This is a genomic window from Vibrio sp. OPT18 (assembly GCF_015163615.1).
GTDB classification, from domain to species: domain Bacteria; phylum Pseudomonadota; class Gammaproteobacteria; order Enterobacterales; family Vibrionaceae; genus Vibrio; species Vibrio coralliirubri.
Map to the genome: position 1 here is coordinate 32,379 of NZ_JADDYK010000095.1, position 20,076 is coordinate 52,454.

Sequence of the window (20,076 nt, forward strand, 5' to 3'; positions counted from 1 at the left end):
GTGAGCGGGATACGAAAAGATTAAGAGCAAGTTCGAAATTACAAGCGACCACTGAACAGAAGTCTCTAGGTTTGGTGCTTTTCTAGAACTTTTCTGTTGGGTGCTTTTGAGATGATTATGTTTTCGGTCTTTAGGTAGAATTGTGCTTTATAGAAAACTTGATGTTTGGCAAAGAAGCCGGCAGTTATCGATAAATGTTTATCGGGGAATGTCTATGTGTAGAGATTTTGGTTTCAAAGACCAGATTACTCGCAGTGCTTTATCTGTACCCAGTAATATCGCTGAAGGTTGCGAGCGAAAATCTCTGAAAGAGCGTAAGCACTTCTTCGCAATCGCTAAGGGTTCAATCGGTGAATTTGCAACTCAAGCTGATATAGGCGTTGAAGTCGGATTTATTCCTAGGGAAGTTGGTGAGCAATGGCAATCGGAAGCACTTCAAATATCACGTATGTTAGGAGCATTAATCAAGTCACTAGAACAGTAAACCTCTTCGCATCTCGTTCACTCGAATCCCGCATCCGCTTTTATCTCCGCTCTTTGCCTTTCGCATCTCGTTCACTCGAATCCCGCATCCGCTTTTATCTCCGCTCTTTGCCTTTCGCATCTCGTTTACTCGTATCCCGTATCTGATCTTCAGCTTTTCCATTGCTCTTTATGATTTAGCAGCTTATATTCAACAGTGCAGTTATGACATTGATTTAACATGGATAGCTGTTTAATAAAGGACAATAAATGCTTGATTAAAAATGGATTAATCAAGTCAACAATAAGTCAGTGGAGACTCCCCCAATGAAAAAACTACTTTCAGTATTAGCTGTGTCTGCAGCAGTAATGGCACCGGCAGCATTTGCTTCTTCGCCTGTTATGTTTTCAACGATCAATGGCTTCAACGCACCTGATTCAGATGCGGTTGGCGGTGTGCGTTTGGCTCTGCTTCACGGACAAGTAAACGACCTTAAAGGTGTCGATCTTGCCGTTGTTGGTATGTCTGAGACGCAAACGACCACAGGTGTGAACCTTGGTATTTTTGGTGCATCAAAAGTGAACCAAGAAATGACTGGTGCATCTCTAGGTTTCTTCAACTGGAACACGGGTAAAACAACGGGTGTTAACCTTGGTGCTGTGAACATTACTAATGATGTGAAAGGCGCGAACGTGAGTTTCGTCAACTACTCAGAAGGTAACACTATGGTTGATGTTGGTGCGGCGAACCTTTCAGAAGTGTCTACGGTTCAGGTTGGTATCTTCAACAAAACCAACAAAATCGAAGGCGTACAGGTTGGTCTGATCAACTGTGCTGACAACGGTTTCTTCCCGTGCTTCCCGATTGTAAACTTTGCTAAATAACGCTGTCGTTTAGCCTTTGGTTCTACCATTGGCGAGCAACGTTCAGTTAGTGCATTAGCTTTTAAACGCTAAGCCTATCAACGCCTAAACCCTTGTTTGGGCGTTATTACATTCAATTCCACTTCTACGATAAACTTCTCAAATCACCCAATAAGCATATTGTTTTATATTTCCTATTGCAGTATTTTTACTTATAAGTACAATGTGCGATAAATTTCCAATGATGATTTATATGCTTTGATTAACCACCATACCGTCGATTTTAAAAAGGCTTTCTTAGGCCTGACCGCCAGTTTTTTAGTAGTTTTGAGCTTGTTGCTCGTTGATTCAGCGGAAGAATCAGATAAACAGTATGGAATGGAAAACCAAGGCGTGACACGCTCTTTAGCGGAGCTCACACAGATCATAAATGCGCTTGAGTACAACATCACTGCGCTTTATCCACTGCATGGGGATACCTACGTATTCTCGCATGACAAAAAAATCGAAGGTGAGACGTGCTACTTCACCAGTGAGGAGCAACATGCCCCTCGTTTCGATTTTATGTTCTCTGGCCCTCGCGAGATGTGTAACCCGAAATCGGACCTTTATAGCGAAGCGGGTAAGCGCCTGTTCATCGCGCCGACCATGGCTTATTTTGCCAATACTATCGATACCATTTCTGCGATTTACTTCATTTCAAAAGAGAAGTTCATTATCTCTTCGCCTTCTGACTTTGCCAGTTACATTAAGGGCGACACCTTTGATTCGGTAGTGAATAGCAGGCCTTATTGGGTGAACACGATTCGCTTTGGCTTAGCTCAAGGGCAAGACCAAGTGGTGTATACCGGCCAATATGATGACTACCTGACAGGTCAGAAAGTGGTGACCTTAACCAAAGGAATCTACGTTAATGGTGAGTTTAAAGGGGTGTTGGGTGTCGATGGCTATGTCTCTAACTTAGTATCAAACCCTACCCATGGCTATAAAGTCACCAGTACGCGAGGCGCAAACAAATACGGTTTTATGGATTTTACTTATTCTAAGCCTCTGTATGTTGATGACATTGACACCCAGTTATATCTGAGTATTGAAGAAGATAAGAGCGAGCACTTTCTGCATATCTTGGAAATGGAGAAGATTCAGCTTTCGATACTGTTGGTTTTGTATCTGCTCTCGGTTTTATGGCTATGGCGCTTCTATACAAGACAAGAGCACCAGCGTTTAAATGAGCTAGCAATGCGCGACCCATTAACGGGCTTGCTGAATCGACGTGGTTTTGAGGCTCGATTACTGGCCCAGGATGAGGAGCCGATTATTGGTGTTGGCGTGTTTGATATCGATGATTTCAAAGTCGTTAATGATCAGCATGGCCATAAAGTGGGGGACGAGGTGATTTGCCATGTTGCTCGGTTGATGCTGAACAGCGTTAGACAGCAAGATATCGTGGCTCGATTTGGTGGCGAAGAGTTTGTTGTCGCGATTACGGGTGAATCGTCTGAGTTGCTTTCATCGATCTTTGAGCGAATTCAAAACGACATTAGCCTACAGAGTTATCGATGCCCTACGGGTGACAAGATTAATATTTCTGTGTCTGGCGGCGCGACGCTCTATTCTCTGTATAAATTCGACAGTGTCGGCCACTTGTGGGAAAACCAAAGCATTCGTTCCTCGGATGAGCAGCTTTATAAGGCAAAGGCTGCAGGTAAGAATCAGGTGTGTATTCAAGTGTATTAAGCGCTTTGGTACAAACTCAAAGCCTAGTCGTTTGACTAGGCTTCTTTTTTGTCTCTAAGGAATTGTGTCTAGTAGATCTCATTCAAGGTGAGAGGCTACTTCTTCACGCGACCTTTTCGCATCCACTTTTGGTGAACGCCACGACGCAGGCTTTGGAAGCTGTTTTCCACCTTGTCGACACCAAGCAGAATCACTAGTGCCATTAGCGTGATAATGACCGATTGGGAAAGATGCCCTAGTGCGATCATCATACCTAATGCAGCGAGTACCCAAATAATCGCGGCTGAAGTTACACCATGAATCTTGCCATCCAGTGTCATCATTACCCCTGCACCAAGGAAACCTACCCCAGTAATGATCTGACCAAGCACACGAGCTTGATCCAGCGTGTTAGGAGAAAGGCTAATCGCCATCGTAAGGAAGAAATAGGTACCGCTGATGATCAGAATCGATGTTCTGATCCCTACCGGTTTACCGCGTGTTTGTCGCTCGATGCCGATTAACGAACCACACAGCATGCATACTGCAAGGCCTGCCCAGCTAAAGGGGGCAAGGTTGAGAGTTTGTTCTATAAATTGTGTCATATCACCCCTCCTAAAAATTTAGAATAGAGCCGAGTATGCTAATAATAGACCGGACGATCGAACAAAAACTTTTTGTCTTAACGATTGGTAAAGATGCTTAAAGTCTAGCAGCCGTCTGTTGTTAAGGTGAAGACAGGTGTCGTGGTCTCCGTCGCTTCTTGGTACTCAAGGTAGCAGTTATCTCCTTCCTTTTTACGACTTGCTGGAGCGTAGATGATTTTTCCATCTGCGTGATTACTATTCGTAAAATACCAATCTGCATTACCCACGCCCCATTCTGCATCCAGAAACGTGGATTCGATAAGCATTGACCAAGTTTCTTGGTTCATCGCGGCTGGGTAACCGTAAGCGACCAATATATCGTCACCCTCAACGTTAATCGATGCGCTGACAGCCTTATCTAAGCCTAATGCTGATGTCTTACCATAAAGCATAGGACTTGCACCCTCCATTCCGCCTTTCAGGCCGTTTAATGTCGAGATGCGCGCATCAGTTTGCAGGTTGAGGAACTTAGAAGCTGCGGTGACCGACACAATACCTAGAATCACGATCACCACGACCAGCTCGATGATGGTGAAACCTCTAGAGCTGAACTTAAGCGCTGGTTGAGGTGTGATTGCTGGTGGAGCAACTGAGGTATTGTGTTTCATTGATACAACTTCTCTATTCAATGTGTAGATCGAGCGGTGTCTTGCTGCTGCGTCCGCCAATCTCACGGGTTAACTTAGGTACTAGGTAGCCAGAAACCTCAGAGATTAATCCCTTAAAGTGATGCTTCGCCTCTTCATCTGAAATATAGAAGTGCGCTGCGCCCTGAACCTTATCAAGTACATGCATATAGTAAGGTAAAATACCGGCGTCGAATAGCTTTTCGCTTAATTCTTTCAATGAGTTAGCGCTGTTATTTACGCCTTTAAGCATCACGCCTTGGTTGAGCAGAGTAGCACCACTTAACTTAAGCTTGTGGAAGGCTTGTTTGAGCTCTAAGTTGATTTCGTTGGCATGGTTAATATGGCTCACCATCACCACATTGAGGCGAGTTTGAGCTAACAATTGGCACAGTTCATCCGTTACTCGAGCGGGAATCACAACCGGTAATCGGCTATGAATTCGAACGGTTTTCACATGTGGTATTTGTTCGATAGCATGAATCAGCCACTCTAGCTCGCTATCTTTTGCCATCAGTGGATCGCCACCCGACAAGATAACTTCGTTGATCTCTGAGTGAGCAGCTACATAGTCTAGGCTGGTTTGCCAAACAGACTTCGAGCCCTTGTTATCTTGATAAGGGAAGTGACGACGGAAGCAGTAGCGGCAGTTAATCGCGCAACCGCCTTTCACAATCATCAGTGCACGATTTTTATATTTGTGCAGTAAGCCTGGTATTGCGTTCTCTTGTTCTTCCAGTGGATCAGCGGAATAGCCTTGGTGTACCTCAAACTCTTCGCTTAGCGGTAAAACTTGTCGTAGCAATGGATCGTGTGGGTTGCCTTTTTCCATTCGTTCGACAAAGCTAAGAGGTACCCGAAGTGCAAATAACTCACGAGCAGCGAAGCCTGCTTGCCACGGTGTTGGGTCTATTTCCAATGCCTCAAGCAGTTTTGTCGGGTCAGAGATCGCATTCGATAGTTGTTTGAGCCAGTTTTGCTCAACAGATTCGACTTTTCGGGTTATGATATGCGGCATTGAAATTAACTCAAAGATGTGGAAGAGAAAATCATGGCGTCAGTAAGCACCAATGAATTCAAAGGCGGTTTAAAATTCATGTTAGATAACGAGCCTTGCTCAATTATCGACAATGAATACGTTAAGCCAGGTAAAGGCCAAGCGTTTAACCGTGTAAAACTTCGTAAACTGCTGTCAGGCAAAGTGTTAGAGAAAACATTCAAATCAGGCGAAAGCTTTGAGCTTGCAGATGTTGTTGACGTTGAACTAGGCTACCTATACAACGATGGCGAATTCTACCACTTCATGAACAACGAAACATTTGAGCAAATCGCAGCAGACGTAAAAGCAGTTGCTGACTCTGCAAAATGGTTAGTTGAAAATGACGTTTGTACTCTAACGTTGTGGAATGATAACCCTATCACAGTAACTCCACCAAACTTTGTTGAGATCGAAGTAACTGAAACCGATCCTGGCCTTAAAGGCGACACACAAGGTACTGGCGGTAAGCCTGCAACTCTAGCAACAGGCGCGGTAGTTCGCGTACCTCTATTCATCGCAATCGGTGAAGTTGTTAAAGTTGATACTCGTACTGGCGAATACGTTGGTCGTGTGAAGTAATTTACTTCAAGTATCTGAAAAAGGTCGCTTAGGCGGCCTTTTTTTGTACTTAAAAAGCAGATACGAGTATACGAGATGCGGGATACGAAAAGCGGGAAGAGCAGATTAAAGTAAGCGGGATGAGAGATACGAAAAGCAGGAAGATCAGAGCCGAGTCAGAGAGATAAGATATTCAACAAACAACAAAAAAGCAGAGCTGGATAACCTAGCTCTGCTTTCGCTTTTCTGCTCTTAAGCTTTTCGCATTTCGATTACTCGAATCCCGTATCTGCTTTTAGATCATAAAGATGAAAATAACAGATAACGCGCTGATTAGGCCTGCAACGAAGTAGCAGCCAACTTTACCCGCAACGCCGACGTGGAACTTAAGGTCGTGCATGCCGTGGTGAAGACGGTGCATTGCGTGCCACATTGGCAGTGCTAGCGTACCGATGATGAATAGCGCACCGATAATGCTGGTGGCAAATTCAGACACACGTTCGTAGCTCATTGCATCAGCATCGATGATGCCCATTGGCACTAAGATACCTAACACTAGAATCGTGATTGGTGTGATCATCGCGAACCAAGTACCGCCAGCGCCGAATAGGCCCCACCAGATTGGCTCATCAGAGCGTTGTGGGTTGTGGTTAACAGGTTTTACTTTGTAATTTGTGTTCATAACGAAAGCTCCTTACACCACAACAAGAACGATTAAAGAAATAAAGGCCACCGCTGCCCACTGGGTCAGTACGATGATTCTTTTATCAACCAATTTGCCTTTAAGACGGATTGGCATTACTTGAGGCATCATGCTGAAGAAGGTCTGAGCGTGCAGCAAGCTGCCTAGCAGTGCCACGATGTTGATACCAACGACTATAGGGTTAGCCATAAAGCTCAACCAACCAGCCCAAGCTTCAGGGCCTTTCACTAGTGCACCCAAACCGAAGGTTAGGAACAGAGTGAATAGAATCAAAGGCAGTACAGTCGCTTCACGTAGCATGTAGAAGCGGTAGAACGGATGGTTGCTCCACCACGTTCTCTTCATCTCACGAACATAAGGCTTACGATTGCTCATATTATGCCTCCTCTGCTGTTTTTACTTGCGATCCATCAGGCTTGAACATCGAGATAACGAAGTCCATTGAAGACTCAACTTTGCCTTGGTTTACTGCCGCTGCTGGGTCTACTTTCTTCGGACATACGTCAGAACAGTAACCTACAAACGTACAGCCCCAAGCGCCATTGTCGCCATTGATAAGCTTCATACGTTCAGCTTTACCATTGTCACGGCTATCTAGGTTGTAGCGGTGAGCAAGAGCAAGTGCTGCAGGGCCGATGAACTCAGGGTTTAGACCAAACTGAGGACACGCTGCGTAACACAAACCACAGTTGATGCAGCCAGCGAACTGTTTGTACTTCGCCATTTGCTCTGGAGTTTGGATGTTAGTGCCGTCTTCTGGCTTACGGTCGTTACCAATGATGTAAGGCTTGATTGCTTCAAGGCGTTCGATGAATGGTGTCATGTCGACAATCAAATCTTTCTCGATTGGGAAGTTAGCCAAAGGCTCAATCTTGAAGCCATTCGGGTAGTCACGTAAGAAGCTCTTACACGCCAGTTTTGGCACGCCATCAACCATGATGCCGCAAGAACCACAAATCGCCATACGACAAGACCAACGGTAAGACAGGTCTTTATCTAGGTTGTCTTTGATGTAACCGATCGCATCAAGTACTGACATGGTTTCATCAAACGGAACTTCAAAGGTTTGAAAGTGAGGTTCTGCATCGTGCTCAGGATCATAACGCAGGATTTCAATTTTTTGGATTCGATTCGCTGACATTATGCTTGCTCCTCTTCGCTCTTCTTCGCATTCTCTTCTGCTGCTTTTTCAGCGGCAGCGGCTTTCTCTGCAGCTTCACCGTATAGACGAGCTTTAGGTTGAGATTTAGTAATCTTAACGCCGCTGTAGTCGATGGTTGGTGCTGCATCTTCGTTGTAGAAAGATAGAGAGTGTTTCAGGAAGTTCACGTCATCACGTTCTGTGCAGTTGTCGTCTAGACGTTGGTGTGCACCGCGAGACTCTTTACGAAGAATCGCTGAGTGAACCATCGCTTCTGCAACTTCAAGGCCGTAACCCACTTCGATAGCGTAAAGTAGGTCAGTGTTGAACACTTTGCCTTTGTCTTTAATGCTGATCTTCTTGTAGCGAGCTTTCAGTTCAGTGATTTTGTCGATGGTCTTTTGCATCAAGTCTTCTTGACGGTAGATACCACAACCCGCTTCCATGGTGTGACCCATTTCAGTACGGATATCAGCCCAGTTCTCGTCGCCTTCTTGAGCCAAGATGCCTGCGATGCGATCTTCAACCGCTTTCACTTGCTTAGCGATAGACTCTTCATTCCAGCCTTTGAATTCAGCAGCGCGTTTCACCGCTTCTTCACCAGCAACGCGGCCAAACACTACGAACTCAGCCAGAGAGTTAGAACCTAGGCGGTTTGCACCGTGTAGGCCAACTGAAGCACATTCACCAACGGCGAATAGGCCTTTAATGCGAGTTTCACAGGTACCGTTAGTTTCAATACCACCCATGGTGTAGTGAACGGTCGGACGAATTGGGATTGGCTCTTTTGCTGGGTCTACGTTTACGTAAGCTTTTGCTAGCTCACAGATGAACGGTAGACGCTCTTGCAGGTACTCTTCACCAAGGTGGCGAAGGTCAAGGTGTACGACATCACCAAGTGGGTGCTTGATGGTGTTGCCTTTCTGCTGCTCGTGCCAGAATGCTTGAGAAACTTTGTCACGAGGACCCAGTTCCATGTATTTGTTTTTCGGCTCGCCCACTGGAGTTTCAGGGCCCATGCCGTAATCTTGCAGGTAACGGTAGCCGTTCTTGTTGACGATGATACCGCCTTCACCACGACAACCTTCGGTCATCAAGATGCCAGTGCCCGGTAGGCCTGTTGGGTGGTATTGAACGAACTCCATATCACGCAGTGGTACACCGTGGCGATAAGCCATTGCCATACCGTCGCCAGTTACGATGCCGCCGTTGGTATTACAGTGGTAAACACGACCTGCGCCACCGGTTGCTAGAACAACAGATTTTGCTTTGATGGTAACAAGCTCACCTTCAGACATGTGAATCGCGATTAGGCCTTGTACTTCGCCATCTTCAACGAGCAAATCCACCACAAAGTACTCATCAAATCGTTTGATTGTGTCGTACTTCATCGAAGTCTGGAACAGAGTATGAAGCATGTGGAAGCCGGTTTTATCCGCTGCGAACCACGTTCTCTCTACTTTCATACCGCCGAATCGGCGTACGTTTACTTCACCGTTTTCTTTACGACTCCATGGGCAGCCCCATTGTTCCATTTGGATCATTTCGCGAGTCGAGTTTTCAACAAAGTATTCAACAACATCCTGTTCACATAGCCAGTCGCCACCGCCAACAGTATCGTTGAAGTGGTTATCTAGGCTATCTTCGTCTTTAATTACCGCTGCTGAACCGCCTTCTGCTGCCACCGTGTGCGAACGCATTGGGTAAACTTTAGAAATCAGTGCTACTTCCAGTTCAGGATTAGCTTCAGCCGCAGCAATAGCTGTACGAAGACCAGCGCCGCCTGCGCCGATGACTGCGATATCTGTGGTAATTGTCTTCACAGTTATTCTCCAGTGTGATGCGGAGTATTCCGCTTGTTATTATAAAAAGCCTATTTAGGAGGTTCTAAATCGTAGGAACCATTTAGCACCCCTAAGCCTTAAGTGGTAGGTTCAGTGTAAGAGAGGAAGGTATTCGAAAAGTTGATGCATTTGGGTTTTTAGGTCGGTAATGCATATGGAGGCATAGAAATTATAGGTTATGTGACTGCAATCACGGCAATGAATTGTTGATAACGATTAACCCACAGAACGGGTGTTAACGGCTTGTTGAGTATAATTTTTGTTATCAATGTTGATGTGAAATCTGTATTGATAATTGTATTGTAGAACGTAATTTTCTGGCTTCATTAAAACAACATTTTGCTTTCACGAATAGAAAGATAGAAGCTTACAAAAGCGATGAAAGATGGTAATTTTCGTCGCCTAGAATTCAGTAATATGGAACTCAATAATGCACTCTACATGGCAACCGGCCGCAACCATTAAACAGTTAAAGCAACGTGCTGATATCCTTAATCAAATTCGTCATTTCTTTGCTGAGCGAAACGTGATGGAAGTGGATACGCCTGCGATGAGCCACGCCACGGTGACGGACGTGCATTTACATACTTTCAAAACTGAATTCGTAGGGCCGGGTTATGCGCACGGTCAGTCACTGTTCTTTATGACTAGCCCTGAGTTTCATATGAAACGTCTATTAGCAGCGGGCAGTGGCTGTATTTATCAAATTTGTAAATCTTTCCGTAACGAAGAAAACGGCCGTTATCACAACCCTGAGTTCACCATGTTGGAGTGGTATCGAGTTGGCTTTGATCATCATGACCTGATGGATGAGATGGATCGGCTGTTGCAGCAAATCCTCAAGTCGGGCTCAGCAGAGCGAATGACTTACCAACAAGCCTTTATTGATGTGTTAGGTGTGTGTCCCCTTGAGGATTCGATGGATACCCTGAAACAAGCGGCAGCGAAACTTGGGCTCAGCGACATTGCTGATCCAGAAGAAGATCGCGACACCTTACTGCAGTTGCTGTTTAGCATCGGGGTGGAAGCAAAGATTGGCCAACAGGTGCCAGCCTTTGTTTATGACTTCCCAGCCTCACAAGCGGCATTAGCTAAGATTAACCCCGAGGATTCGCGAGTGGCGGATCGCTTTGAGGTGTATTTCAAAGGCATCGAGTTAGCCAACGGCTTCCATGAATTAGATAAGCCACAAGAGCAGCTCAAGCGCTTTGAAGATGACAACGCCAAGCGTATTGAGATGGGCTTATCGCCTCAGCCGATTGACCATCACTTGATTGAGGCATTAAAAGCGGGTTTACCAGATTGTGCGGGTGTTGCTTTGGGTATCGATAGGCTGATTATGCTGGCTTTGGGTTACGACCACATCGATGATGTGACCGCTTTCCCGTTCCCACGTTCTTAGCTCTCTATTCAGCTAGTCTTACTGACGGTTTGACTAGCTGACCAGAATACCAGTGCCGACCACTGCAACAATGGCACCGATCCAAGCGTAGGCATTTGGTCTCTGTTTGGTGTAAAGCCAAAGTATTGGTAACAACATGATCGGTGTGGTTGAAGATAACAAAGCAACCATACCTACATTGCCTTCCTGCAACGCATACAAGATCAGCGTCATTCCCACCGCCATCGCTAAAAAGCCGTTAACTGCCGTAATCGCAAATATCTGACCATTCATCGGGTTGATTGCGCGTGACAGCTTGGCACCCGTTAAACGAAATGCGGAGTGGGCGACAAAGGCGGTGATCATCCGAATCGCAGAAGCGGCAACAGGGTCGATATTAGTTTGCATCACGGGTTTAGCGATGATGCCACCTAGTGCTTGGCAAATCGCAGCTGTAATTCCCAGTGCAACGCCAATCCAAACGGTGCCCTTGATGGTTTCGAGTTGATTGTTAGCCTGTCCTCGACGACCAAAGAAGATTGCGGTTAATACGCCACTGAACACCAACGCCGAGCCAATCAGCTCAACAGAAGTCATGCTTTCGCTAAACAGGAAGTAACCGAGAATCGCCGAGAACACGGCGTGACAAGAGAACAGCAAACCCGCTTGGCGCGGTCCCATTCGGTTCAGACAGGCAAATAGGGCGGTATCACCAATGAATATACCAATCAGGCCAGACAGCATCATTGGCGTGACTAGATTGGCTTCGACAGTTGACCAACCTCCGGTAAACCAAGCCATACTCGATAAGATGATTGCGGTACAACCCATTCGCCAGCGGCTGTAGGCGAAAGAACCTAAGTGCTGAGCAGGCTTTACTGACATTAGGCTCGCAATGGCCCAAAGAAAAGCGGCAGCTAGAGCCAACCATTCGAATCCCATCTGAATAACATCCTTGTGTCTGGGATAAATTAGCTCATCAATATGCATTAAACCGAACTGAGAACAAAGTGATTCTTATGAAAAGGGTCACTTTGTTTCAGCTATTGGTTTACGTCAGCTGCCTCTCGGTGGTGTGGTTTACTTACTTTGCGTGAGGTGAGTTATACCTTAAAGCGCTCCACATCTCGGCGCATCGACTCGGCAGCGCTACTCATTTCATTGGAGCTATTACGGCTGCTTTCAGCTTGCTGTGCTAGGTCGTCAGAGGCATCTTTGATCCCTTGCGTATTACGGCTGATGTCTTCGCTTACCGCGCGTTGCTCTTCTGCAGCACTGGCTATTTGCAGTGCCATATCGTTGATTTCAGTGATGGCCTGGGTGATTTTAGAGAGGCTGCCATGAGCTTGCTCTGCGAAGCCAACGCTATTCTCTGCCAGTTGGGTGCTGGTGGTCATGCTTTCAACGGCATGTTCGGTATTCTTCTGCAATGTATCAATCATCACGCGGATTTCTTCCGTTGAGCCATGCGTTCTTTGGCTTAACACTCGAACCTCGTCTGCGACAACGGCAAAGCCACGACCTTGTTCACCTGCACGCGCGGCTTCAATTGCAGCATTCAGTGCCAATAGGTTGGTTTGCTCGGCAATGCCTTGAATAGTTGACAGGATTTGGTTGATGCTTTGCGCGTTGTTTTCCAGTTCTCGGATGACATTGGCCGCGTCTTCCACTTGGGTCGCAAGACTAGTGATGGCATCGCGGTTCTGTTGAATTACTTCTTGGCCGTCATTACAAGCGGTTGCAGAGGCTTGAGAAGCCGATGCCGTTAACTCGGCATGGCTCGCCACTTCGGCTGCGGTGGCCGACATCTCATGAATCGCGGTCGCAATCTGGTTGATATCGTTTTGTTGATTCTCAACTCGAATGGAGGATTGGGTCGCCAGTTGGTTGGCCTTTTCGGCATGATTGTTAAGATCGTGGCTGTGCTCTATGACGCCCTTCAACATGCTTTGCATCTGGCTTAAGAATTGGTTTACAAGCTCGGCCAGTTTGCCTATCTCATCCATACGCGTGATATCAATACGTTGAGTGAGGTCACCTCTACCTTGAGCGAGTTGAGTCAGCGCTTCTGATAAGGTTTGTAATGGAGAAAGCAGGCGGTTGATCACCATTGTGCTCGCAATCGAAATGACGATGTACAAAACCAAAGAGGTTAGGGAGATGAATTGAATCGCATCAGAGACCGCAGAGAACGCCATTTTCTTATCGATAACAATACCTAACGACCAATCGGTATTCGGGACATTGGCAATGTAGACCAGTTTATCCCCTTGGCCTGGCCAAGTTAGCGTGGTGATCGTTTGGTCTTGGATCAATTGCGACACTTTGTTTGCAGTGAGTCCTGGGTTCAAACTGGTTAGTGGTTTCTGACTTAGCTCTTCATCCGTGTAGGCAACGATGTTGTTGTTACCATCCACTAAAAACGCAAAGCCATCGTTATCCAGTTTTACATTGAGAACCGTATCAATAATGCTGGTGACGGTTAAGTCTGCTGCGAGGACACCTTGTCTTTCACCGTTGAATGCTTTCGCAAAGCTGATGACAATGCTGCCATCGAAGTCTTGATAAGGCTCGGTAATGATGAGGTTTGATGTTGCGTTGGCATCTTTGTACCAAGGGCGGGTGCGTGGGTCATAGCCTGCTGGCCAATCTTCACCTTTATCGCCATACGCGATAGTGCCATCGCTGAATCCCGCATAAACAGACAAGAACTGCCCGGCTTGTTTGGTGATCAATAACTCGCGGTCAGAATTACTATTGCTTGAAATAGTCGGCTCGTTAGCAAGCATCATATCGCTGCGAGTTGAGAGCCAATCGGCAATATAATTGGTAGTACCGACACTGACATTTTTCATTTCTTGGTTGATCGCGACTTCAGTCTCTTGAGTCAGTTGATTAACCGATATCCAGGCTTGAGCGCCACTCACGACGGCAATAATGACCGCAATTGCGATCTGAATTTTAAATTTAATAGTATGTCTCAAGGTCTATTCCTCTCTTATTAGACAAAAACCTAACTACAGTGACGTACTTGATGGTGAATTGATGTGTCTCTGATGCGTGTATAGTGCCGCTGTCTTAGGCTGAATGACTGTGTTTGAAATCATAAATTCTTAATATATTTGCTCTCCTTTTTGTAAAACAGTGAAGTAAAATCACAGTTACCTGTTGATTGAAATGTTAGTTAATTGCTTGGGGTGGAGTGGTATAGATAGAAAAAAGCGCCAAATTTACATTCAGCGCTTTAGTTAGGATTAAAGGGGAGCGTTAACGCTTACTAGGTGATGATAAACAGGGCGAGGTAAACCATCAGCAAGCCGACAATACCTAAGATGATGCCCATCTTCGCCATATCTTTGCTTTCGATAAGCCCGGTCGAGTAGGCCAGTGAGTTTGGTGGCGTTGATACTGGCAAAATCATACCAAGTGACGCAGAGAAGGCGACCACAACCAGCAAGCCTTGCAGGCCACCAATCGCAACTAGGCTTTCCATGGATGCACCGATCGCAGCGGCTATCGGCATCAGCAAGTTGGCCGTCGCGGTGTTTGACATGAAGTTCGCCATTAACCAACACACGATAGATAACGTTAGTACCACAGCCGCCGGTGACAGCGATTCATAGTCAATTGCGTGTGCGAGTGCAGCGGCTAAGCCTGTTTTATCAAGGCCGATACCAATCGCGATACCACCTGCGACCAGCCACAACACATCCCAGTTAATCAGCTTGAGTTCTTCTTTGCCCATGATGCCAGTGAGCGTAAAGACAGCCAGTGGAATAATAGACACGACATAGGTGTTCATGCCATGCAGTTTGGTGGTCATCCACAATAAGATTGTCGCAGCGAAGGTGATGTAAACCACAATCGCTCGCCAGCTCTTTCTAAATTGTCCATCGAGCTTGAGCACCATGTTTCTTTCTTTAGAAGGGAAGAGTTTTTGTAGAAGAAACCAAGCGATGGTGAGTTGGATGATCACAAAGGGTAAGCCCATCATCATCCAGCCGAGGAAGTCGATGGTGTTTTCACCGGTTAGGTATTGCAGTGCGATGGCATTGGGAGGCGTACCGATTGGTGTCGCGATACCACCAGTATTAGCGGCAATCGGAATACACAACACGAGTGCTTTGATCCCCATATCGCCTTTTGGTGCAGAAGCTACGATCGGGCCGAGCAGCGCAAGCATCATTACCGTCGTTGCGGTATTTGACATGAACATTGAGAACACGGCGGTGATCAGCATTAAACCAAGCATAATGAAGCGCGGTTCTGTACCAAATGGTTTGAGAAGCACTCGAGCTAGGTTGTTATCGAGTTCGTACTTGGATGCGGATATCGCAAGAGCAAAGCCACCCATAAAAAGGATGATGATCGGTGACGAAAATGCACCGAAGATGTCGGTATATTTGATTAACTCACCGAGATCGTGTCCCGCTGGTGGATTTCTAAATAGGTGTAAGCCTTTGTCAGAAATCATCACCAATTCAAGCGCAATGATCAAAATGGAAGTGGCGAATACCGGGACAGGTTCAAGCACCCACAGCAGGGCTGCCAATAAGAATATCGCTAACAGGCGGTGTTGAATCAGCGTGAGATCATCGATTGGTATTGAATCTATTGGCATGAATAACACGCCTAAGGGAATCGCAAAACAAATCAACAGCTTGACCAGAACGCCAACATTGAGTTTAGGCATGTACAAAGACCCTATGAATAAAATATCTTCAAATAGAGTAAGTTATCTGGATTTCTGGTACTTGGAGACGGGTTGGAAAATCAAAAAGTTGTTTAAGGTTTCGACAGTTGTTTTGTTTTTGGTCAATCTTTTATCTGGGCAATTAGAGGCAAGAGTGAGAAGCAGCAGGTAGGCTGGGCAGGGTTTGAAAGCTTGGTTTGTTAGAGCTTGAGTAGCAAATGAATCGGTAGAGCTAAGAAAAAGGCGCGTTCTTCTCTGATATAGAAATAGAAAAAGTAACGCGCCTTTAAAGCTTAAATGAGTTAACTCATTTAAGCTTGGTCAGTGTTCTCTGCTGAATCAACAGCTTCAGTCTCAACTTCTTTACCAGCAATGTGTGCGAAAGGTGTACCAAGAACCGTTTTCTCACCATTTTGCATCGTGTCGTCAAACTTGATCGCATCTTTAGCGAACAGGTTGATAACGGTTGAACCAAGCTTAAAGCGGCCCATCTCTTCGCCTTTCTTCAAGATGATTGCTTTGTCACCTTGTGCAGGGTAATCCCATTTGTAAACCGAGTTACCGCGAGGTGGCGTGATGGTACCCGCCCATACTTGCTCGATGCTGCCTACGATCGTTGCGCCAACCAGCACTTGAGCCATTGGGCCAAACTCAGTATCAAAGATACACACTACACGCTCATTACGTGCGAATAGGTTTGGAACGTTCTCTGCCGTTAATGGGTTAACTGAGAAAAGGTCACCCGGAACGTAGATCATCTGGCGCAGCGTGCCGTCGCATGGCATGTGCACGCGGTGGTAATCACTTGGAGACAGGTAAAGTGTTGCGAACTCACCGTCTATAAACTCATCCGCTAGCGCAGCATCACCACCCAATAGCTCGCGAGCTGAGTAGTTATGGCCTTTCGCTTGAATCAGTTGGCCGTCAGTAATTGGGCCAAATTGGCTTACACGTGCATCTGCAGGGTGAACAATAACAGACTCACCTTCAGCGATAGGGCGCATGCCTTCTTTCAATTCACGCACGAAGAATTCATTGAATGTTTTAAAGTGTTTTGGATCGCTATGCAGAGCTTCATCCATGTTCACTTTGTATTGCTTGATGAACCAGTTGATGATCGCTGTCGTTAAGCCGCCCGCTTTAGCAGACGCAAGTTTGCCGACTAGGCGAGTTAATCCATGTTGTGGAATCCAGTACTGCAATCCAACTTTAATCTTATCCATTGTATTAATTTTCCAATGCTAATTGTTTTTCAATTAAATCTGTCGATGACGGTTTAGGGCGCGAGATGTTACTTAAATTCGCGCCAATTGTCAGTAAATGCACACATTTGTTCACAAAAACGCGATTAGAGATCGGCTTTTTTGTTGCGTGAATACTGACGGTTATCTTTGTTACTCGCCATGCTTTCAATGATGCGGTGGTAGTTGTCGAAACGTAATCGACTGATCTTTCCGTTTTCTACCGCTTCGCGCAAGATGCAGCCTGGGTCATCAATGTGTTTACAGTCGCGGAACTTACAACCGCCAAGGTAAGGCTTGAACTCGATAAAGGCTTCAGTGATTTCGTCGGCTTCTAGGTGCCATAGGCCGAATTCACGTACTCCTGGTGAATCAATCAGATCACCACCAGAAGGGAAGTGGTATAAACGAGCTGCCGTGGTTGTGTGCTGACCAAGACCTGAGTTCTCAGAGACTTCGCCTTCTTCAATGTCTAGCGTTGGCATTAATGCATTCACTAGGCTTGATTTACCCACACCCGATTGACCAACAAAGATGTTGATACGGTCTTTGAGTTCAGCTTCCAGCTCTTTGATGCCGTAGCCAGACTCTTTACTCACGAACATCACTTTGTAGCCGATCTTCTCGTACTCTTTAAGTGTTTCACGATATTCAGCAATCTGCTCATCAGTCAGTAGATCGACCTTGTTCAGTACAACAAGTGGCGCGATGTTCACCGTTTCTGAAGCAATTAGGTAACGGTCGATAATATTAAGTGATAGCTCTGGTAGCACAGCCGATACGATAACCATTTGATCGACGTTCGCCGCTACTGGCTTTAGGCCATCGTAGTAATCAGGGCGAGTCAGCATTGAAGTTCTCGGTTCAACCGCTTCCACAACGCCAGAAATACCGGCCATTGATTCTAAGCCTGCGCGCCAAGTCACTCGGTCACCAGAAACTAAAGTCTCGATACTACGGCGTAAGTTACAACGATGAACTTCGTTAGTTTCAAGATCTTCGATATCAGCATGTTGGCCAAAGCGCGTAATCACGAGTCCGCTTTTGGTTCCGCCAAGCATGTTCTCATCCCATTGGATAGAATCTTCTTTCTTGAGTCGCTTGTTCTGGTTGCTACGTACACGACGTACTTGACCTTTGGTTAACTTCTTTTTTTTAGCCACAATTTTTCACTTAACACATCTAACTTGATGATTGGGGACTCAAACAGGATGTTGCTGGTACCACGTGATTTCGATGGTCCTAAAGCTAGTTTGAGTATAGTTATTTGGGTATAGTACCTCTTTTACACATAAACAAATAGGCGACGCCTTATGTCCTTTAGCGATCAGAACCTTATTTGGGTTGATCTAGAGATGACAGGACTTGATCCTGAAACTCATAAAATCATTGAAATTGCTACTATCGTTACTGATAGTGAGCTTAACATCCTGGCTGAAGGACCTGTTTTGGCTATTCACCAACCTCAGAGTGAATTGGACAAGATGGACGAGTGGTGCACAACGACGCACACTGGCAGCGGCCTTGTGAAACGAATTCAAGAAAGCACGGTTTCAGAGCAAGATGCCATCCAACAAACCATTGAGTTTCTTGAAAAATGGGTACCAAAAGGTAAGTCACCAATTTGTGGCAACAGCATTGGTCAAGACCGCCGTTTCCTATACAAGCACATGCCAGAGTTAGAAGAGTACTTCCACTACCGCTATGTTGACGTAAGCACTCTGAAAGAGCTGACTCGTCGCTGGAAACCTGAAGTGTTAGATGGTTTTTCTAAGTCGGGAAGTCACCTTGCGTTAGACGATATTCGAGAGTCGATCGCCGAGCTGCAGTACTACCGAAAAACGATTATTAACATCTAGTCGGATAAAATGATCACGTTTATCTAACTTTTCAGGGACATAAGAGCTAATTTTTTTGCAAATCTGTGTGCTTTTACAGCAGTTGAGTAAAAAGTTTCGTAATTTTGCATTAAGGACTTGCATCACAAAAAAATGCTCTTATAATTCGCAGCCCTGAACGGCGAAAGACGTTTTCAGATTGCGATACTAGCTCAGTTGGTAGAGCGCAACCTTGCCAAGGTTGAGGTCATCGGTTCGAACCCGATGTATCGCTCCAATTTGTAGGTTACGGCGAAAGCGGTAATCGAAAGGTGAAAGACCTTTTATAATGCGATACTAGCTCAGTTGGTAGAGCGCAACCTTGCCAAGGTTGAGGTCATCGGTTCGAACCCGATGTATCGCTCCAAATTCTATTCTTAGAGCTTTGCTCAGAATGAAAATGGTTTAGTCTCATTGTCTTAAACAATGCATCCGGACGCGGGATGGAGCAGTTTGGTAGCTCGTCGGGCTCATAACCCGAAGGTCGTCGGTTCAAATCCGGCTCCCGCAACCACATTACAGTTAAGCGCTATCTGTTGCCCAAGGCGGTAAGAGCAGCGAATAACTAATGCGATACTAGCTCAGTTGGTAGAGCGCAACCTTGCCAAGGTTGAGGTCATCGGTTCGAACCCGATGTATCGCTCCAAATTCTCTCTTTTTAGAGAACAGAGTCATTAACTTAAATAATGCATCCGGACGCGGGATGGAGCAGTTTGGTAGCTCGTCGGGCTCATAACCCGAAGGTCGTCGGTTCAAATCCGGCTCCCGCAACCACATTACAGTTAGGCGCTATCTGTTGCCCAAGGCAGTAAAAGTAGCGAGTAACTAATGCGATACTAGCTCAGTTGGTAGAGCGCAACCTTGCCAAGGTTGAGGTCATCGGTTCGAACCCGATGTATCGCTCCAAATTCTCTCTTTTTAGAGAACAGAGTCATTAACTTAAATAATGCATCCGGACGCGGGATGGAGCAGTTTGGTAGCTCGTCGGGCTCATAACCCGAAGGTCGTCGGTTCAAATCCGGCTCCCGCAACCACATTACAGTTAAACGTTAATTTGCTGCTTCTTAGCAGACAAGATGAACGGTTAGCTTATGCGATACTAGCTCAGTTGGTAGAGCGCAACCTTGCCAAGGTTGAGGTCATCGGTTCGAACCCGATGTATCGCTCCAAATTAGTCTCCTAGAGACAAGATTCATTGACTTAAACAATGCATCCGGACGCGGGATGGAGCAGTTTGGTAGCTCGTCGGGCTCATAACCCGAAGGTCGTCGGTTCAAATCCGGC

Annotated in this window: 18 protein-coding genes and 8 tRNA genes; 14 read left to right on the top strand and 12 right to left on the bottom strand. The window is 46.0% G+C overall.

Features of this window, described 5'->3' with window-relative positions; all coding sequences use genetic code 11:
* The first annotated feature begins 142 nt into the window (after positions 1 to 142).
* The 3 genes from IQQ51_RS23785 to IQQ51_RS23795 all read left to right on the top strand — a co-directional run bounded on the left by IQQ51_RS23785 (position 143) and on the right by IQQ51_RS23795 (position 3,063).
* Entirely contained in the window at positions 143 to 484 is a 342-nt protein-coding gene (locus IQQ51_RS23785) for a four helix bundle protein (RefSeq protein ID WP_050644541.1), read from the top strand.
* Between the two features lie 305 nt (positions 485 to 789).
* A complete protein-coding gene (locus IQQ51_RS23790) occupies positions 790 to 1,347 on the top strand; it encodes a VC2662 family protein (protein WP_017068001.1) in 558 nt (185 codons plus the stop codon).
* Positions 1,348 to 1,584: 237 nt separating this feature from the next.
* On the top strand, positions 1,585 to 3,063 hold the full coding sequence (locus tag IQQ51_RS23795; RefSeq protein ID WP_193842295.1) for a sensor domain-containing diguanylate cyclase: 1,479 nt from the start codon (positions 1,585 to 1,587) through the stop codon (positions 3,061 to 3,063).
* 95 nt (positions 3,064 to 3,158) lie between these two features.
* Here IQQ51_RS23795 and IQQ51_RS23800 read toward each other — a convergent pair whose 3' ends face one another.
* The 3 genes from IQQ51_RS23800 to epmB form a co-directional block, all read right to left on the bottom strand.
* Entirely contained in the window at positions 3,159 to 3,647 is a 489-nt protein-coding gene (locus tag IQQ51_RS23800; protein ID WP_048607785.1) for an MgtC/SapB family protein, read from the bottom strand.
* A 104-nt stretch (positions 3,648 to 3,751) separates the two neighbouring features.
* Positions 3,752 to 4,297 carry a prepilin-type N-terminal cleavage/methylation domain-containing protein gene (locus IQQ51_RS23805; RefSeq protein ID WP_193842296.1) on the bottom strand — a complete coding sequence of 182 codons (546 nt, stop codon included), beginning with the start codon at positions 4,295 to 4,297 and terminating at the stop codon, positions 3,752 to 3,754.
* A 13-nt stretch (positions 4,298 to 4,310) separates the two neighbouring features.
* Entirely contained in the window at positions 4,311 to 5,333 is a 1,023-nt protein-coding gene (gene epmB, locus IQQ51_RS23810) for an EF-P beta-lysylation protein EpmB (protein ID WP_193842297.1), read from the bottom strand.
* Between the two features lie 33 nt (positions 5,334 to 5,366).
* Between epmB and efp the strand changes: the two genes are divergently transcribed.
* On the top strand, positions 5,367 to 5,933 hold the full coding sequence (gene efp / locus IQQ51_RS23815; protein WP_019822013.1) for an elongation factor P: 567 nt from the start codon (positions 5,367 to 5,369) through the stop codon (positions 5,931 to 5,933).
* Positions 5,934 to 6,207: 274 nt separating this feature from the next.
* Here efp and frdD read toward each other — a convergent pair whose 3' ends face one another.
* Genes frdD through frdA form a run of 4 tightly spaced genes read right to left on the bottom strand, consistent with a single transcriptional unit; the run spans position 6,208 to position 9,579 of the window.
* Positions 6,208 to 6,594, bottom strand: coding sequence for a fumarate reductase subunit FrdD (frdD, locus tag IQQ51_RS23820; RefSeq protein ID WP_017067166.1), 387 nt, complete (start codon positions 6,592 to 6,594; stop codon positions 6,208 to 6,210).
* A gap of 12 nt (positions 6,595 to 6,606) precedes the next feature.
* The gene (gene frdC / locus IQQ51_RS23825; protein WP_048607793.1) at positions 6,607 to 6,990 is read right to left on the bottom strand and encodes a fumarate reductase subunit FrdC; all 384 of its coding nucleotides are present in this window, start codon (positions 6,988 to 6,990) and stop codon (positions 6,607 to 6,609) included.
* Position 6,991: 1 nt separating this feature from the next.
* The gene (locus IQQ51_RS23830) at positions 6,992 to 7,756 is read right to left on the bottom strand and encodes a succinate dehydrogenase/fumarate reductase iron-sulfur subunit (protein WP_009847917.1); all 765 of its coding nucleotides are present in this window, start codon (positions 7,754 to 7,756) and stop codon (positions 6,992 to 6,994) included.
* Positions 7,756 to 9,579, bottom strand: coding sequence for a fumarate reductase (quinol) flavoprotein subunit (gene frdA / locus IQQ51_RS23835; protein ID WP_048607796.1), 1,824 nt, complete (start codon positions 9,577 to 9,579; stop codon positions 7,756 to 7,758). Before frdA ends, IQQ51_RS23830 begins: the two co-directional genes overlap by 1 nt.
* Before the next feature lie 451 nt (positions 9,580 to 10,030).
* Here frdA and epmA point away from each other — a divergent pair, with 451 nt between their 5' ends.
* Positions 10,031 to 11,002 (top strand): elongation factor P--(R)-beta-lysine ligase, encoded by a 972-nt coding sequence (epmA, locus tag IQQ51_RS23840; RefSeq protein ID WP_193842298.1) that lies wholly within the window; start codon positions 10,031 to 10,033, stop codon positions 11,000 to 11,002.
* Between the two features lie 33 nt (positions 11,003 to 11,035).
* Here epmA and IQQ51_RS23845 read toward each other — a convergent pair whose 3' ends face one another.
* From IQQ51_RS23845 to rsgA, 5 genes are all read right to left on the bottom strand, one after another.
* Positions 11,036 to 11,923 (bottom strand): DMT family transporter, encoded by an 888-nt coding sequence (locus tag IQQ51_RS23845; RefSeq protein ID WP_048661408.1) that lies wholly within the window; start codon positions 11,921 to 11,923, stop codon positions 11,036 to 11,038.
* Between the two features lie 161 nt (positions 11,924 to 12,084).
* Entirely contained in the window at positions 12,085 to 13,965 is a 1,881-nt protein-coding gene (locus IQQ51_RS23850) for a methyl-accepting chemotaxis protein (RefSeq protein WP_107899581.1), read from the bottom strand.
* 293 nt (positions 13,966 to 14,258) lie between these two features.
* Positions 14,259 to 15,674, bottom strand: a complete 1,416-nt coding sequence (locus tag IQQ51_RS23855) for an SLC13 family permease (RefSeq protein WP_193842299.1) — start codon at positions 15,672 to 15,674, stop codon at positions 14,259 to 14,261.
* A 311-nt stretch (positions 15,675 to 15,985) separates the two neighbouring features.
* A complete protein-coding gene (asd, locus tag IQQ51_RS23860; protein WP_193842300.1) occupies positions 15,986 to 16,897 on the bottom strand; it encodes an archaetidylserine decarboxylase in 912 nt (303 codons plus the stop codon).
* Positions 16,898 to 17,022: 125 nt separating this feature from the next.
* Entirely contained in the window at positions 17,023 to 18,078 is a 1,056-nt protein-coding gene (gene rsgA / locus IQQ51_RS23865) for a small ribosomal subunit biogenesis GTPase RsgA (RefSeq protein WP_017061306.1), read from the bottom strand.
* A gap of 150 nt (positions 18,079 to 18,228) precedes the next feature.
* Between rsgA and orn the strand changes: the two genes are divergently transcribed.
* The 9 genes from orn (at position 18,229) to IQQ51_RS23910 (ending at position 19,961) form a co-directional block, all read left to right on the top strand.
* Positions 18,229 to 18,774, top strand: a complete 546-nt coding sequence (gene orn / locus IQQ51_RS23870) for an oligoribonuclease (protein ID WP_010434065.1) — start codon at positions 18,229 to 18,231, stop codon at positions 18,772 to 18,774.
* Positions 18,775 to 18,954: 180 nt separating this feature from the next.
* Positions 18,955 to 19,030: transfer RNA gene (locus IQQ51_RS23875), tRNA-Gly, on the top strand.
* 53 nt (positions 19,031 to 19,083) lie between these two features.
* Positions 19,084 to 19,159: transfer RNA gene (locus IQQ51_RS23880), tRNA-Gly, on the top strand.
* 70 nt (positions 19,160 to 19,229) lie between these two features.
* Positions 19,230 to 19,306: transfer RNA gene (locus tag IQQ51_RS23885), tRNA-Met, on the top strand.
* Between the two features lie 56 nt (positions 19,307 to 19,362).
* Positions 19,363 to 19,438, top strand: a tRNA-Gly gene (locus tag IQQ51_RS23890).
* A 51-nt stretch (positions 19,439 to 19,489) separates the two neighbouring features.
* Positions 19,490 to 19,566 (top strand) — tRNA-Met (locus tag IQQ51_RS23895).
* 56 nt (positions 19,567 to 19,622) lie between these two features.
* A tRNA-Gly gene (locus IQQ51_RS23900) sits at positions 19,623 to 19,698 on the top strand.
* Between the two features lie 51 nt (positions 19,699 to 19,749).
* A tRNA-Met gene (locus IQQ51_RS23905) sits at positions 19,750 to 19,826 on the top strand.
* Positions 19,827 to 19,885: 59 nt separating this feature from the next.
* Positions 19,886 to 19,961 (top strand) — tRNA-Gly (locus tag IQQ51_RS23910).
* Positions 19,962 to 20,076 lie beyond the last annotated feature (115 nt).

What these genes read in the sequence shown, in the direction of transcription:
- frdC (WP_048607793.1), bottom strand. Translation starts at nt 6,990, where the DNA reads ATGAGCAATCGTAAGCCTTATGTTCGTGAGATGAAGAGAACGTGGTGG.
- IQQ51_RS23790 (WP_017068001.1), top strand. Translation starts at nt 790, where the DNA reads ATGAAAAAACTACTTTCAGTATTAGCTGTGTCTGCAGCAGTAATGGCA.
- epmA (WP_193842298.1), top strand. Translation starts at nt 10,031, where the DNA reads ATGCACTCTACATGGCAACCGGCCGCAACCATTAAACAGTTAAAGCAA.
- epmB (WP_193842297.1), bottom strand. Translation starts at nt 5,333, where the DNA reads ATGCCGCATATCATAACCCGAAAAGTCGAATCTGTTGAGCAAAACTGG.
- IQQ51_RS23805 (WP_193842296.1), bottom strand. Translation starts at nt 4,297, where the DNA reads ATGAAACACAATACCTCAGTTGCTCCACCAGCAATCACACCTCAACCA.
- frdD (WP_017067166.1), bottom strand. Translation starts at nt 6,594, where the DNA reads ATGAACACAAATTACAAAGTAAAACCTGTTAACCACAACCCACAACGC.
- IQQ51_RS23800 (WP_048607785.1), bottom strand. Translation starts at nt 3,647, where the DNA reads ATGACACAATTTATAGAACAAACTCTCAACCTTGCCCCCTTTAGCTGG.
- asd (WP_193842300.1), bottom strand. Translation starts at nt 16,897, where the DNA reads ATGGATAAGATTAAAGTTGGATTGCAGTACTGGATTCCACAACATGGA.
- IQQ51_RS23830 (WP_009847917.1), bottom strand. Translation starts at nt 7,756, where the DNA reads ATGTCAGCGAATCGAATCCAAAAAATTGAAATCCTGCGTTATGATCCT.
- efp (WP_019822013.1), top strand. Translation starts at nt 5,367, where the DNA reads ATGGCGTCAGTAAGCACCAATGAATTCAAAGGCGGTTTAAAATTCATG.
- orn (WP_010434065.1), top strand. Translation starts at nt 18,229, where the DNA reads ATGTCCTTTAGCGATCAGAACCTTATTTGGGTTGATCTAGAGATGACA.
- IQQ51_RS23845 (WP_048661408.1), bottom strand. Translation starts at nt 11,923, where the DNA reads ATGGGATTCGAATGGTTGGCTCTAGCTGCCGCTTTTCTTTGGGCCATT.
- IQQ51_RS23855 (WP_193842299.1), bottom strand. Translation starts at nt 15,674, where the DNA reads ATGCCTAAACTCAATGTTGGCGTTCTGGTCAAGCTGTTGATTTGTTTT.